This is a genomic window from Cellulosimicrobium sp. SL-1 (assembly GCF_011033075.1).
In the GTDB taxonomy this organism is placed as follows: domain Bacteria; phylum Actinomycetota; class Actinomycetes; order Actinomycetales; family Cellulomonadaceae; genus Cellulosimicrobium; species Cellulosimicrobium funkei.
Genome location: NZ_JAACJC010000008.1, coordinates 133,899 through 148,949 on the forward strand (window position 1 = coordinate 133,899; position 15,051 = coordinate 148,949).

Genomic DNA, 15,051 nt, shown 5'->3' on the forward strand with positions numbered 1-15,051 from the left:
GTGCGCCCGGGCCCCGGCGCCGGACCCCGAGTCGCGTGACGGCCTCCGCCCTGCCCGGCTCGAGCGCCGCTCGGCCAGAGGTGCACCGGCTGCGGGCTTCTTCACGGACCGGTGCCCCCTGCGGCACCTCGGCCGCAAGGACACCCTAAGAACCGTCTCCCCGTGCTCGCCACCTGTCGCCTTCTCCGGTTCGGGAGTACGGTCGAAGGGTTGAGTCTGGACCTGGCTCCTCATCCTCTGGAGAAGACGGAGCACGACATGTCCGTGGACGACCATGCCATCGACCATTCGTTGACCCGCGGGGCGGGTCAGAAGATCGGCCAGTATCGCCTCGACCTGGGTACCGGCACCTGGTGGTGGTCGTCTGAGACGTACCGGGTCCACGGGTTCGAGCCGGGCGACGTGGTGCCGACCACCGAGCTCGTCCTGGCGCACAAGCATCCCGACGACCGTGAGCACGTGCGTGCGGTCCTCGACCGCGCCGCGGCCACGGGGGAGCCGTTCTCGAGCGTGCACCGCATCATGGACGCCCACGGCGTCGAGCGGTACGTCGTCCTGGTGGGGCAGGGACGCCGGGACCGCGACTCCGGCCAGGTCGTCGAGCTCCTCGGCTACTTCGTCGACATCACGGCGACGGTCGCGGGGCGCGCGCAGGAGCGCGCGCGTCGGGACATCACCGCGGCCGCCGAGGGTCGCGGCCCGATCGAGCAGGCGAAGGGCATCCTCATCGCCATGCACGGCGTGAGCGGCGACGAGGCGTTCGCTCGCCTCAAGCAGGTCTCGAACGACAAGAACGTCCGCCTGCGCGAGCTCGCGTCCGTCGTCGTCGACGAGGCGGGACGCGCCGGTGGGGACTGCGCCGAGCGCATCGACGCGATCCTCCGGTAGGCGCCGCAGACGGCAGAGCCCCGCACTCCTGGACGGGACTGCGGGGCTCTCTCGCGTGCGGCCGCCGTCCGGCTGCCTGGGTCGGCTAGGCCGACGCGGGTGCCGGGACGTGCCCGGTGCCGGGTGTCGACGGCGTCGGCGCGGTCCCGGTGCTCCCGTCGCCCGCGCCGGTCTCCGCCTCGGACTCGGCACCGCCGCCGGTACCCCCGGTGCCTCCGGTCCCCTCGCCCGGGCCGGGCGAGGGCGTCGGGGCGGGTTCCTCCGGCGTCGTCGGGTCGGGGGTGGGGTCCACGGTCGGCTCCGGGGTGGGCGTGGGCGTGGTGGACGGCTCGTCGGACGGCGTCGTCGACGGCGAGGGGCTCGGGCCCGGGGTCGGGACGGTCGACGGGTCCTGCGAGGGACCGCTGGGCACCGGCGTCGCCGGGTCCTCGGTGCTCGGGGTCCGCTGGTGGCTGATCGTCGTCCCCGACCCCTCGACGCCGCGGACGGCGTCCGCGAGGGGCTTGCCGAGAACGAGCTCGACGACGAGGACCACGCCCATCACGGCGACGAACAGCGCGAGCGCCGTCACGGTGAGCACGCGGCCGCGCCCGTACCGGTCGATCAGCCGCAGCCAGCGGTTCTGGCCACCCTCGGGGTGGTCCGCCCCGGCCGCCTCGTCGTCCGCCTCGGCCGAGCCGACGGCGGTGGCCACCGCCGTCTCGACGGTGTCCGCCCGCGCGTCGGGCTCGACGGCCCCGCGGGGCACCGACGCGACCGCCGTGGTGGTGCGGGTACGGGTGGTGCCCGTGCCCGCGGTGGCCTGCACGACCTTGCCGACGACGGGCACGAGCTGCTCGCGCGTCTTCTGGATCGAGCGCGTGTAGACGTAGTTCGCGACGACGGTCAGCGCGCTGGCGATGCCGGCGCCGATGATCGTCCCGGCGGTCCCGAAGTAGGACAGGAGCACGGTGGTGCTCACCGCGGCGAGCGCGCTCGCGACGACCTGGGTGAGCGAGAGGCGGGCCGGGGCCTCGCGCTCCTTCTCGGGAGCCGGCTCCGCGGTGGTGCGTCCCGCGGGGTGTCCGGCGTCGGGGCCGGGCTCGTCGCGCGGGACGCGCGGAGCGTCGCGGTCGAGGCGGGGGTTCTCGGAGGGCGTGGTCACGTGGTGCTGGTTTCCGGTCGTCGGCGGGCTGGTCCGCCCGCCGCCACCGGCCGTGACGGCCGCGCGCCAGGGACCGGCGTCGGGCCACGGGCGTCCTTCCACGGTAGGACGTCCGTGTGGACCTCGCTCACGGGGGCCGTGCCCGGCCCTCAGAGGAACCGGGAAGATCCTGTGACGCCGCCGGTCAGGGCGTCGGACGCCGCACCCGCCGGGTCGCAGGGCGCTCCTGCGCGCCGGACGGCGGGGGAGGGCCGTATCCTGCCGAGGGTCGTCGTGACCGTGCGGTGGCCGCCCGGCAGGGCGTGATGTGATACGCACCACACGCCGAGACGGCGGCCCGGTGGCCCGGGATCCGCGGAATGCCGCGCCTCCTCGTGGACGCCCGTCCAGGTCGTTCTCAGGCGTTTGTGCGGCTCGCCGGGTGGTCGTGCGTCCAGCGCCCGGGCCGTGTTGACGCCTGGGCTGCGCGCCGTGCAAGATAGTTCTCGACAGCGCGCATCGCCTGCCCCCTGCGCGGTGCGCGCTGTTTCACACTTCTCCGGGAGAACATCTCGGAATTGCTCGAAAACGACGGCCTCGGAACGCGAATTCTCGTGATCCGGGGCCGTTCGTCGTTCTCGCTGCGACCCGCGCCCGGGTGCGGTCGTCGCCCGGCGCCGTGCGGCGCAGCGGGTCGCGTCCTCCCCGGCGCGCCGCGTCGAGCGGCGCGGGGCGGACGGTTAGCGTCGGAGGGTGAATGCCGCAGCCCGCACCAGCTCAGCCGCCCGGAGCGTGGCCGATCCTGCTCGGCTGCCCTCCACCCCTCCCGGCGGGACCGACCAGCCCGACGCCGAGGCCGGCGACGTGACGTCGTCGCGCCCCGTGCTCGTGCCCGAGCCCACGACGTCCGACCTCGTCGAGGAGGCGGTCGCCCGCTGGCGCGCCGGGCTCGTCGAGCTCGCCGGAGGCTCGTCGCTCGCCGACGTGTCCCTCCTCGGCGACGCCGTCGTCGACCTCACCGCCGCACACCCGTCCGGCATCGCCCAGCTCTTCGCGGGGCGGCCGACCCGGTTGTCCAACCTCTTCCGGGAGGGGGGCTCCCTGCCCGCCGCCCGCCGGCGGGCGCGCGCCGTCGTCGTCCGGGCCGCCGAGCACGCGCAGCGCTACGGCGTCGCCCCGACGTACCTCGCGATCGGCGTGGCGACCTGGACCCAGAGCCCGACGGCGCCCCTCGCCGAGGACGACGTCGCGGCGCTCGCCCGCGTCGCCGGCCGCGCGCCCACGGTGGTGCCGGCCGACGGCGACGCGAGCGGCCCGGCGGACGTCGAGCCCACGGTGACGGCCCCCGACGCCGCGGACGCGCCGCTCGTGCGCCCCGGCGACCCCTCCGACGGCGTGCCAGGCCCCGAGGAGGAGCCCGCGCCCCGGACGGTGCGCGCTCCCGTCCTGCTGCGCCCGCTCACCGTCACGCCCCGCGGCGACGGCGAGACGGACTACGAGCTCACGCTCGAGCCCACCGCCGAGATCAACCCGCTCCTCGCGCGCACCCTCCGGGCGCACGGCGCCCTGCTCGACCCCGTGACGCTGGCACGGTCCACGTTCACCGGCGCGGGCTTCGACCCGGGCGACGCGACCCGGCGGATCGCGGCCCTCGGGCAGGCGGTCCTCGACGACTTCGACCTCACCCACCGGGTGCTCGTCGGGACGTTCGTGCACCCGGGCCAGGTGCTGGTCGACGACCTCGACGAGCTCGCCACCGCGCTCGAGCGGCACGAGGTCGTCGCGGCGCTCGCCGGGGACGAGCGGTCCGCCGCCGCGCTGCGGGCCGACCTTCCCGCACCGCGCGTCGGCGACGCCGACCCCGTGCTCGAGCGCGGCGCGGGCGACCTCGACCCGTCCCAGCGGCACGTCGTCGACGTCCTCGCGACCGGCTCGCACCTGTTCGTCGACGCCCCCACCGGGTCCGACGTCGCGGGCACGCTCGCCGCCGTCGTCGCCGAGGCCGCGGCGTCGGGACGCCACGTCCTCTACGTGCCCGGCCACCGCCGCGCCGCCGACGCGCTTCTGGCCCGTCTCGACGCGCTGGGCCTCGACGGGCTCGCGCTCGACGTGGCCCCCGAGCCGACGTGGCGCGAGACCGCCTCCCACCGGTTGCTCGCCGCGATGGCGACCGAGCCGGAGCCGGTCGAGGACGACGACCTCGTGCGCACACGCGACGCCCTGCTCGGCGCGCGCGCCCGGCTCGCGGGGTACATCGAGGCGCTGCACCTCGTGCGCGACCCGTGGGGCGTGTCGGCGTACGACGCGCTCCAGGCTCTCGCGCGGCTGACCGCCGAGCGCCCGGCGCCGGACACGCGGGTGCGGCTCACGACCGAGGTCGTGCTCGCCGTCGGGCCGCAGCGCGAGCGGGTCGCCGCAGAGCTGCGCGAGGCCGCGATGCTCGGCGCCTTCACGGCGCGCGCGACGTCGACCCCCTGGTACGGCGCGGCGCTCACCACGCCGCAGGAGGCGCACGACGCCCTCGTGCGCGTGGAGCGGCTGCGTGCCCACACGCTCCCGCAGCTGCGCGCGCAGGTCGAGCAGGTCGCGGAGCGCACCGGGCTCACGACCGCGACGACGCTCCGCCAGTGGGGCGACCAGCTCACCATGCTCGGCGGGATGCGGGGCACGCTCGACGTGTTCCAGCCGCTCATCTTCGAGCGCACCGCGCAGGACATGGTGGAGGCGACCGCGACGAAGCAGTGGCGCGAGCAGCACGGGATCGAGATGGGCTGGTTCGCGCGTCGCCGGCTGCGCCGTCAGGCACGCGACATGGTGCGGCCGGGTGTCCGCGTGCCCGACCTGCACGCCGCGCTCGTCGAGGTCCAGGCGCAGCGCGCCGTCTGGCAGGAGCAGTGCCCCCGTGGCGGCTGGCCCGTGCTGCCGGAGGGGCTGTCGGCCATCGAGGACACGCACGAGGCCGTCCGCATCGACGCCGAGGAGCTCGAGCCGGTGCTCGCGGGCACGCCCGCGGGCGGCGGGCTGCTCGACACGCCGCTCGACGCGCTCGCCGCCCGCCTCGACGCGCTCGCCGAGGACGCCGCCGCGCTCGACGCGCTCCCGGCGCGGACCGCGATCCAGCACCGGCTCACCGATCTCGGCCTCGGCGAGCTCCTCACCGACCTCGCGGCACGCCGCGTCGAGCCCGACGAGGTGGGCCCCGAGCTGGAGCTCGCCTGGTGGAGCTCGGTGTTCGAGCAGATCCTCGCGCAGGACCAGGCGCTCGCCGGGCAGGACGGCGCGGGCCTCGACGCGCTCGCGCGCCGGTTCCGCGAGCTCGACCGCGCGCACGTCGCGTCCCTCGCGGCGCCCGTCCGGGCGGCGGTCCGCGACCACCTCGGGACCGCGATGCGTGAGCACCGCGACGAGGCGGAGGCCCTCTTCACCGAGCTGCTCGAGGGGCGGCTCGTGAGCCTGCGCGAGACGGCGGAGCAGCACCCCGCCGTGCTGCGCCGGCTGCGGCCCGTGCTCGTCGCCACCCCGACGCTCGTCCCGCACCTCGTGCCGGCGACCCGCACCGTCGACCTCGTGGTGCTCGACGCCATCGAGCACACGCCCGTCGAGCTCGTGCTGTCGGCGCTCGCGCGCGGGCGTCAGGTCGTCGCCGTCGGCGACCCGCGGGCGGCGTCCACGGACACCGTGCGCGAGCTCGCCGAGCTCCTGCCGACGGTCGCGCTGCTCGCCGACGGCTCGCGACGCGACCCGTTCGTCACCACGTTCCTCGCCGAGCACGGCTACGCGGGCGTCCTGCGCCCGTCGCCGCTGCCGCGCGCGGAGGTCCTCGTCCAGCTCGACGTCGTCGACGGCGCCGGGATGCCCGACACGGCGTCCGGCGCGGTCGAGAGCACGCAGGCCGAGGTCGACCGCGTCGTCGAGGTCGCGATCGAGCACGCGCTCACCCGGCCGGACGAGTCCCTCGCGATCGTCACCGTCACGCCCCTGCACGCCGACCGCATCCGCGACGCGCTCCTCGTCGAGGTCCGGCAGAACCCGGCGCTCGCCGGGTTCTTCTCCGGCGCCCGCGCGGAACCGGTCGTCGTCGCGGACGTCTCCGGCGTCGCCGGGCTCGTGCGCGACACGATCGTGCTGTCCGTCGGCTTCGGGAAGACGCCGCACGGCCGCGTGCTGCACCGGTTCGGCATCCTCAACACCCCGGGCGCCGAGGCCATGCTGCTCGACGCCGTCGGGGCGACGCGCCGGCGTCTCCACGTCGTCTCGTGCTTCACGGCGGGCGACCTCGACCCCGAGCGCCTGCGCGGCGCGGGCGCCCGGCTGCTCGCCGAGGTGCTCGACCTGGCCGAGCAGCGCAGCGGCGCCGCCGACCAGGTCACGCTGGGCAACGGCGTCGACCTCGGCGGCAGCCCCGACCGGCTCGTCCTGGACCTCGCCGAGCGGCTCTGGCGCGCGGGGCTCGTCGTCGAGACCGACTACGGCATCGGCGACGGCGACCGCATCCCGCTCGTCGTCGGCCACCCGGACCTGCCCGGCGAGCTCCTCGTCGCCGTGCTCACCGACGACGCGGCCTACGTCGCCGAGCGCAGCGTCCGCGTGCGCGACCGGCAGGTCGCCGAGCGGCTCGAGCGGATCGGCTGGACGGTCGCGCAGGTCTGGTCCGCCGCCGCGTTCCTCGACCCCGCCAAGGAGGCCGAGCGCATCCGGCGGGTCGTGCAGGCCGTGCGCGACGCGCGGCTCCCGGAGACGGGCGGCGTCGCGCAGACGGGCGGGGGCGACCGGATCGTCGTCGTGCCGATGATCGACGACGACGAGCAGCACGGCGACGAGGACCTGTAGCCCGCCGGTGGGACCATGGGACGCGTGAGCACGACCGCCGACCCGAGCCCCGACCCGCGGCACCTGCCCGACGACGCGCGCGACCGTCCCGAGCCTGAGCCCGAGCCCGAGCCCGAGCCCGAGCCCGAGCCCGAGACCGAGCCCGAGGCCGAGACCGGGCGCCGTCGGCGTCCGCGGCGGGCCGTGCGGCGGGGGACCGAGAGCACGGTGGTGCCCGGCACGAGCGCCGACGAGCGGGCCGAGGGCTGGGGCGACGAGTCAGCCCCCCGCCGCGGCGCTCCGGGCGAGAACGACGACCGCCTGCTGGGCGACGTGCCGCCCCACTACGGGCGCCACTGACGGCTCGCCGGGCGACCGGCTGAGCGGCGTCAGAGGTGCTGCGGGGGCGTCGTCCCGCCGGGCGGCGTCCCGCCGGGCGCCGCGGCGGGGCCGCTCCCGGCCTGGGCGGCGAGGAGGTCGCGGATCTCCTGGAGCACGCGCACGTCCTCGGCCGGTGCCTCGGGCTCGGGCTCCTCGTCCTTCTTGCGTCGCTCCGCCAGCTTGTTCATCGGCAGGACGACGACGAAGTAGAGGGCGACGGCGATGATGAGGAACTGGAGGATCGCGTTGAGGACCCCGCCGACGGAGATGACGGAGGGCGGGATGTTCTTCGCCGCGTCTCCCGCGCGCAGCGTGATGTCCCACAGGCCGGTGAGGTCGGGCTTGCCGAAGATCGCCCCGATGAGGGGGTTGATGAAGTCCTCGACGATCGCCGTGACGACCCCGGAGAACGCGGCCCCGATGACGACACCGACCGCCAGGTCGATCGCGTTGCCACGGAGCACGAACTCCTTGAACCCTTGGAACACGCCCTTCATGTGCTGCTTCCCTCTCCTGTCGACGGGCACGCGTGGCGGCGGCGCCACGACACGTGCACGCGCGATCCTGCCAACGGGCGCGGCGAGCGGCAACGGCTTCGCCCGGCGGGTCGGCGGTCTCACGGAGTCGTCAGGGGACCAGGACAGCTGTGACGGGGGCGTGCCCGGTCCGCGCCGCCAGCCGGACGGCCTCCTCGGGGCGTACCGCGACGAGCGTCACGACGTCGGAGCCCGACCCACCGGTGCCGAGCAGGCCGCCGCCGTCGTCGGGCTCGGGCGCCGGCACGACGACCGCGGCGCGGGCCAGGTACGGGTCGACCGGGGGAGCGGCCTCCGTCTGTTCGGAGTCCGTGGGCCCCGGGGCGACGGCGGGGTCGCCTGCGGCCAGCAGGTCGACGCGGTCGCCCGGCCCGAGGAGCGCGGCGACGCCCGGGTCGAGCCGGACGGGCGCGACCACGGTCCCGTCGGGCGCCCCGGCGGTGAGCTCTCCTCCGGCGACGAGGCCGTCCTGGAGGAGGGTGCCCTCCGGAAGGGCGACGGTCGCGCGGCGCCCGACGACGTCGTCGGGCCGGGCCGGCGCCCCGGCGGGCAGGAGGGAGGCCGGGACGTGGTCCACCCGCACGTCGGGTGCCGCGAGCGTGGTGCCGGGCGGCACGGCGCGGGCCGTCACGACGGCGGGAGCCGTCGGCGGGGGCGGCGGCCGCAGCGCGCCGACGACCACCGACGCCGCGAGCCCGCAGCACAGCGCCGCGACCACGAACCGGGACCGCCACCACAGGGTGTGCAGCAGCCGCCGCCGGGCGGCGGCGCGGCCGGGGTGGGCTGACGGGCCGGGCGGGCGGGAGGAGCGAGGCATGGCGCGACCGTAGCCGCGCGCGGCGAGCCGGTGGCCGCGGTGCGCGGCGGTCTGTGGACGACGCGGCGCGCGGCCCGCCCACCGTGAGCCGACCGGCCCGCTGTGGTCGGCCGCGCACCGGTGCGGCGCCGACGCCGGAGCCCGGGCGCGTCAGGGGCGAGCGACCCGGTGGCGCCGCGTCAGGTCAGGACGACGCGGCAGAGCTGCTCGACGCGCCGCCCGAGCCCGTGCCGCCCGACGACGAGGGCGACCCCGCCGACGACGACGAGGACGACGACGCGCTGGACGTCGAGGCGGCGGGCGCCGTCGACGTCTTCCCGCCGGACCGCGAGTCCGTGCGGTAGAAGCCGGAGCCCTTGAACGTCACGCCCACGGAGGAGAACACCTTGCGCAGGCGGCCCGAGCACTCGGGGCACACCGTGAGGGCGTCGTCGCTGAACGACTGGTGGATGTCGAAGGCGTGACCGCAGGCGGTGCAGCTGTAGGCGTAGGTGGGCACGGGTTCTCCTCGTTCACGAGACGGCCGTCGAGGCGGCCACCGGCGGGTCGGGATCGGGACGGTCTCGGCCTGGTCGACGGTGTCAACACCGCCTGGCACTCGAAACTTCCGAGTGCTAATCATACGCGGACCGGCGCCCGGGCAGGGCCGGGGTAGTCTCGCATCCGTGTCTGCGCACGAACCCGCCGAGGCCCCCGCCGGTGACCCCGCCACCGGTGCCGACCCCGCGACCCCGGGCGAGGCCGCGGCCCCGCCGCGGCGCCGTCGCCGGTCCGTGCGCCGGCGCGTCCTGATCGGCGTGGCGGCGCTGCTCGTCGTCGCGCTCGTCGCGGGTGCCGCGTTCGTCGTGGTCACCGTCCGGCGCCCGCTCCCGCAGGCGTCCGGCGAGATCTCCGTGCCCGGCCTCGGCAGCGAGGTGACCGTGCTGCGCGACGCCCAGGGCGTGCCGCAGATCTACGCCGACACCCCCGAGGACCTCTTCCGCGCCCAGGGCTACGTCCAGGCGCAGGACCGCTTCTTCGAGATGGACTACCGCCGGCACGTCACGTCGGGGCGGCTCGCCGAGCTCGTCGGCGACAACCCGGACGCGATCGCCGCCGACACCGTGACGCGCACGTTCGGCTGGCGCCAGGTCGCGGAGGAGGAGTGGGACGTCGTCTCTCCCGAGACCAAGGCGTACCTCCAGGCGTACGCGGAGGGCGTCAACGCCTACCTGGAGGACCGCAGCCCGTCGGAGATCGCGCTCGAGTACACGGTGCTCGGGCTGCAGGTCGACGTCGCCGAGCCCGAGCCCTGGGACCCGGTCGACTCGCTCGCGTGGCTCAAGGCGATGGCCTGGGACCTGCGCGGCAACTACGACGACGAGCTCGACCGCGCGCTGGCCTACGGCACGCTCCAGGACACGGCGCGCGTCGCGGAGCTGTTCCCTGCCTACCCGTCCGGGCTCAACGCGCCGATCCTCGACCCCGGCGAGCTCGAGAACCCGCAGGAGGTCGCGCTCGAGCTGGGCCCGCAGGCCCGCGCCGAGTACGGCTCGGACCACCTCCAGGCCGCGCTCCAGGCAGCGGACCGCGCGCTCGGCGCCGTCCCCGTGCTCATCGGGCGCGGCGAGGGCACCGGCTCGAACTCGTGGGTCGTCTCCGGCGAGCACACGGCGTCGGGCAAGCCGATCCTCGCGAACGACCCGCACCTCGCCCTCGGGGCGCCCGGCATCTGGGCGCAGGTGGGGCTCCACTGCAACGAGGTCTCCCCGGCGTGCGGGTTCGACGTCGCGGGCTTCTCGTTCGCCGGCTTCCCCGGCGTGGTCATCGGGCACAACGCCCAGCTCGCCTGGGGCCTGACGAACATGGGCGCCGACGTCACCGACTTCTTCGTCGAGCGCGTGCGCGACGACACCTACCTGCGCGGCGACGAGTGGGTCCCGCTGGAGACCCGCACCGAGACGCTGCGCGTCGCCGGGGGCGACGACATCGAGATCGAGGTCCGCTCGACGCTCCACGGGCCGATCGTCTCCGAGGCGATCCCGGCGACGGACGCGGCCGTCGACACGCCCGCGCTGGACACGCGGCTGGGGGAGTACGCCGTCGCGCTCCAGTGGACCGCGCTCGAGCCGGGCCGCACCGCCGACGCCGTCTTCGCGTTCAACCTCGCGCAGGACGCCGAGGACATGCAGGCGGCCGCCGCACTCTTCGAGGTGCCGGCCCAGAACATCGTCTTCGCGACCGCGGACGGCCACATCGGCTACCAGGCGCCGGGGAAGATCCCCGTGCGCCAGGCGGTCCCCGACGCCGAGGTGCCCTCCGACGGCACGTGGCCGCGCGACGGGTCCGACGAGCGCTACGACTGGCAGGGCTACGTCCCCAGCGAGCAAATGCCGCGCGTCGTGGACCCGGCCGAGGGCTTCATCGTCGCCGCCAACCAGGCCGTGCTGCCGGACGGCGTCGCGCCGTTCCTCACGACCGACTGGGACTACGGCTACCGCTCGCAGCGCATCCGCGAGCTCCTGGAGGCCGAGATCTCGGCCGGGCGCACCGTGGACGTCGACACGATGAACGAGGTCCAGGTCGACGACCGCAGCCCGTACGCCGAGGTGCTCGTGCAGCCCCTGCTCGAGCAGGAGATCGACGACGACTTCGCGGCCGAGGGCCAGCAGCTCCTCGCGGACTGGGACTACCGGACCGACACCGACTCCGCCGCGGCGGCGTACTTCGCTGCCGTGTGGCGGAACCTGCTCCAGCTCACCTTCTGGGACGACCTGCCCGAGTCGGCGCGTCCGGGTGGCGGCAGCCGCTGGCTCGCCGTCGTGCAGAACCTCCTGGAGAACCCGACCGACCCGTTCTGGGACGACCGCCAGACGGTCAGCGTGGTCGAGACGCGCGACGAGGTGCTCACGCAGGCGCTCGTCTCCGCGCGCCTCGACCTCACCGTCGAGCAGAGCAAGCAGCCGTCGGACTGGGCGTGGGGCAAGATCCACGTGCTCGCTCTCGAGCACCCCGTGCTGGGCGGCGAGTCGATCCCGGGACCGGTGCGGGACTACGTCAACCCCACCCCGGTCGGCATGCCGGGTGGCTCGTCGATCGTCAACGCGACCGCGTGGGACGCCGCGTCCGGGTCGTTCGACGTGACGGCCGGGCCGTCGATGCGCATGGTCGTCGACCTCGGCGACCTCGACCGCTCGACGTGGGTGACCGTCACGGGCACCTCCGGGCACCCGGCGTCGAAGCACTACGCGGACCAGCTGAAGACGTGGTCCCGCGGCGAGACGTACGTGTGGCCGTTCTCCACCGAGGCGGTCGCCGAGGCGAGCAAGGACGAGCTCACCCTCGTGCCGTAGCGGAGCCGCCGGCGCGTCCGCCCCCGTGCGCGGGCGCGGTGGCGGACGGCGCGGTGGCGGACGGCGCAGCCTGCTACGGCAGCCAGCGCCAGCCGAGGGGCGTCGCGACGGCGTCGACCGTGCGGTCGTGCGGCTCGACCGGCAGCGGTCGGTCGCTCGCGTCGTAGACCTCCTCCGGGAACACGACGGCCACGACCTTGGTGCCGGGACGCACGTGCTCGAGCGCGCGGTCGTACCACCCGCCGCCCTGGCCGAGCCGGACGCCGCGCGAGTCGACGGCGAGCGCGGGCGCGACGACGACGTCGGCCTCGGCGATCGCCTCCGGACCCAGGGTCGGGGTGCCGGGCTCGGGCGGCCGCCCGGGCGCCCGGACCTGCAGGTCGGCGGGGCCGTCGTAGACGGCCCAGTCCCGCTGGAGCCCCGCGCCGAGCACGGGGAGCAGCAGGCGGACGCCGCGCGCGGCGAGGCGCTCGAGCATCGCCGACGTGCCGGGTTCACCCGGGCGCGCGGCGTAGGTCGCGACGCACGTGGCGGCGGCGACCTCGGGGATGGTCTCGACGACGTCGGCGATGGCGGCGTCCGCTTCCTTGCGGAGCCGCTCGGACCGCGCCTGGCGATGCGTGCGGATGGCCTTGCGGAGGATCTCCTTCGCGTCCTCGGCTTCGATGCTTCCGTGCAGGGGGTATGGCTGGACCGGGCCACTCATGTCCCTATTGTCACCCGGCGCGCGCGTCCGCGCCGACGCCGCGCGGGTGACCTTCGGCCCCGGAGTCCCGGAGCGGGTTCCGCGGACGCGTCCGTGGTGCCTATGATCGGAGGGAGCCAGTAGTTCGGACTCCTGACAAATGGGTCGCCGTCCGACAGAGGTGCCGACAGTGAGGACGCCATGACCGCGACGACCGCGAACCCCACCGAGACCGCCCCACGAGGGAGCGCCCACCCGAGGACCGGTCGTGCCGCCGTCGTGCTGGCCGCGGGCCACGACGACGCGTCGCGCGAGCTCCTGTCGCGGCCCTTGGGCGGCGCGACGGTCGTCGAGCTGGCGGTCGCGAACGTCCGCCGCGTCGTCGACGCGGGCCGCATCGTCGTGGTCGTGTCGCCCGACGACCCGACCGTGCGCGAGCTGCTCGGCGAGGACGTCGTCTACGTGGAGCAGGAGTCGCCGCTCGGCACGGGCGACGCGGTCCTCGCGGCGCGCGAGGCGATCGCGTCGGTGCTCGGGCCGGGCGTCGACGAGCCGGTCCTCGTCGCCTACGCGGACACGCCGCTGCTGCGCTCCGAGTCGCTCCTCGGGCTGCTGACGCGCCACACCCTCACGGGCGCGGACCTGTCGCTGCTCTCCGCCGTCGTCGACGACCCGGACGGCTACGGGCGCGTGGTCCGCGCCGGGGGCGAGATCACGGCGATCCTCGAGTCGTCCGAGGTCGCGGACGCCACGCCCGAGCCGGGCACCGAGATCAACGTGGGGGCGTACGTCGCGGCGCCCCGCCTGCTGTTCGGCGAGCTGGAGCGCATGGCGGCCGACGGCGAGCACCGGCTGACCGAGCTCGCGCGCCGCGTCATCGGGGCGGGCAAGCGCATCTCGTCGTACCGCATCGTCGACGTGGACGAGGTCCGCGGCATCAACACCCCGGACGAGCTCGCCCAGGCGGCGGACATCGTCCTCAAGCGCCTGTTCGTGCCGAAGAAGAACACGGACACGAAGATCGTGTTCGGCACCGGCGGCTGGCGCGCGGTCATCGGCGAGGGCTACACGCTCGCCAACGTGCGCCGGCTGTGCCAGGCCATCGCGAACGAGACGATCCGCCGCGGGCTGGACGGGAAGGGCGTCGTGATCGGCGGCGACCGCCGCTTCCTCTCGCGCGAGTCGGCCATCGCCGCGGCCGAGGTCTTCGCGGGCAACAACATCGCGGTGACCCTCCTGCCCGACGACGTGCCGACCCCGCTCGTGACCTTCGCCGCGCCCTACCTCGGGGCGGCCTACGGCATCATCGTCACCTCGAGCCACAACCCGCCCGAGTGGAACGGCATGAAGGTGTTCCGCCAGGACGGCTCGCTCCCGCTCGACGACGAGACGGACCGCTACCAGGACGAGGCGAACGCGCTGTCGGTCGACGACGTCATCACGCTCGACATCGACGTGGCCCGCCGCACGGGCGTCGTCGTCGACCGGTCGCTCACGGACCCGTACGTCGACGCGATCGAGCGGATCATCGACGTCGAGGCCGTGCGCGGCTCGGACCTGCAGGTCGTCGTGGACCCGATGTACGGCACGAGCCAGCTCACGCTCGGCACCATCCTGTCCGACATGCGCGTGCGGTCGGAGTTCATCCACGCGGCGCACAACCCGCTGTTCGGCGGCGTCGCGCCGGCACCGGACCTCCAGCGCCTCAGCACGCTCGTGACGATGATCCAGCAGGGCGGCGGCCGCTACGACCTCGGCATGGCGACGGACGGCGACTCGGACCGCATCGGGATCGTCGACGAGACGGGCGAGTACATCTCGACGAACGACCTGCTCCTCCTCCTGTACTGGTACCTGCACGAGGTCCGCGGGGAGAAGGGCGGCGTGGTGCGCAACCTCGCGACGACGCACCTGCTCGACCGGCTCGCGGCGCACTTCGGCGAGGAGTCGCGCGAGGTCAGGGTCGGGTTCAAGCACGTCACCGCGGGCATGGCGGAGATCGGCGCCGTGCTCGGCGGCGAGTCGTCCGGTGGCCTGACGATCCGCGGCTGGATCCTCGGCAAGGACGGCATCTTCGCGTGCGCCCTCGTGGCCGAGATGCTGGCGCGCACGGGCAAGCGGATCTCCGAGCTGCGCGCGATGCTCTACGAGATCACCGGCCGCCTGTACACGCTCGAGGCGGGCGTGCCGGCCACCCCGGAGATGCGCGTCGAGGTGCCGCGCCGGCTCGAGGCGCAGCCCCTCACGCACGTCGGGCCGTACCCGGTCGTCTCGGTCTCCCACCTGGACGGCACCAAGATCCTCCTCGAGAACGACAACTGGGCGCTCCTGCGGTTCTCCGGGACCGAGCCCGTCCTGCGCATGTTCGTCGAGGCGGACACCCCCGAGAAGGCCGCCGAGCTCCTCGAGTGGCTGCAGGGGTTCGTCACCGCCGGCGTCTGACGCCCGCGCCCCCACCCGGCACCCCCGCTGCACCCAGC

General features: G+C 75.3%; 10 protein-coding genes. 5 read left to right on the forward strand and 5 right to left on the reverse strand.

What is annotated here, in order from left to right; all coding sequences use genetic code 11:
- Positions 1-210: 210 nt before the first annotated feature.
- Complete coding sequence (locus tag GWJ10_RS13855; RefSeq protein WP_241005813.1) at positions 211-888, forward strand: PAS and ANTAR domain-containing protein; 678 nt, start codon at positions 211-213, stop codon at positions 886-888.
- 85 nt (positions 889-973) lie between these two features.
- Here GWJ10_RS13855 and GWJ10_RS13860 read toward each other — a convergent pair whose 3' ends face one another.
- Positions 974-2,032: a hypothetical protein gene (locus tag GWJ10_RS13860; protein ID WP_163188089.1), complete on the reverse strand. Its 1,059-nt coding sequence runs from the start codon at positions 2,030-2,032 to the stop codon at positions 974-976.
- A gap of 771 nt (positions 2,033-2,803) precedes the next feature.
- Between GWJ10_RS13860 and GWJ10_RS13865 the strand changes: the two genes are divergently transcribed.
- Positions 2,804-6,841 (forward strand): hypothetical protein, encoded by a 4,038-nt coding sequence (locus GWJ10_RS13865; protein WP_241005814.1) that lies wholly within the window; start codon positions 2,804-2,806, stop codon positions 6,839-6,841.
- 24 nt (positions 6,842-6,865) lie between these two features.
- Complete coding sequence (locus GWJ10_RS19620) at positions 6,866-7,180, forward strand: hypothetical protein (RefSeq protein ID WP_206158412.1); 315 nt, start codon at positions 6,866-6,868, stop codon at positions 7,178-7,180.
- Between the two features lie 29 nt (positions 7,181-7,209).
- On the opposite strand, the gene mscL is transcribed toward GWJ10_RS19620, so the two are convergent.
- From mscL to GWJ10_RS13885, 3 genes are all read right to left on the reverse strand, one after another.
- Complete coding sequence (gene mscL / locus GWJ10_RS13875; protein WP_163188093.1) at positions 7,210-7,698, reverse strand: large conductance mechanosensitive channel protein MscL; 489 nt, start codon at positions 7,696-7,698, stop codon at positions 7,210-7,212.
- Positions 7,699-7,828: 130 nt separating this feature from the next.
- Positions 7,829-8,554: an SAF domain-containing protein gene (locus tag GWJ10_RS13880; protein WP_163188095.1), complete on the reverse strand. Its 726-nt coding sequence runs from the start codon at positions 8,552-8,554 to the stop codon at positions 7,829-7,831.
- 184 nt (positions 8,555-8,738) lie between these two features.
- Positions 8,739-9,053 carry an FmdB family zinc ribbon protein gene (locus GWJ10_RS13885; protein ID WP_082774532.1) on the reverse strand — a complete coding sequence of 105 codons (315 nt, stop codon included), beginning with the start codon at positions 9,051-9,053 and terminating at the stop codon, positions 8,739-8,741.
- A 274-nt stretch (positions 9,054-9,327) separates the two neighbouring features.
- On the opposite strand from GWJ10_RS13885, the gene GWJ10_RS13890 reads away from it, so the two are divergent.
- A complete protein-coding gene (locus tag GWJ10_RS13890) occupies positions 9,328-11,886 on the forward strand; it encodes a penicillin acylase family protein (RefSeq protein ID WP_163188212.1) in 2,559 nt (852 codons plus the stop codon).
- Between the two features lie 73 nt (positions 11,887-11,959).
- Here the strand turns inward: GWJ10_RS13890 and GWJ10_RS13895 are convergent, their stop codons facing one another.
- Positions 11,960-12,592: a 5-formyltetrahydrofolate cyclo-ligase gene (locus GWJ10_RS13895; RefSeq protein WP_034654285.1), complete on the reverse strand. Its 633-nt coding sequence runs from the start codon at positions 12,590-12,592 to the stop codon at positions 11,960-11,962.
- Between the two features lie 180 nt (positions 12,593-12,772).
- Here GWJ10_RS13895 and GWJ10_RS13900 point away from each other — a divergent pair, with 180 nt between their 5' ends.
- A complete protein-coding gene (locus GWJ10_RS13900) occupies positions 12,773-15,013 on the forward strand; it encodes an NTP transferase domain-containing protein (protein WP_163188097.1) in 2,241 nt (746 codons plus the stop codon).
- The last annotated feature ends 38 nt before the right edge of the window (positions 15,014-15,051 follow it).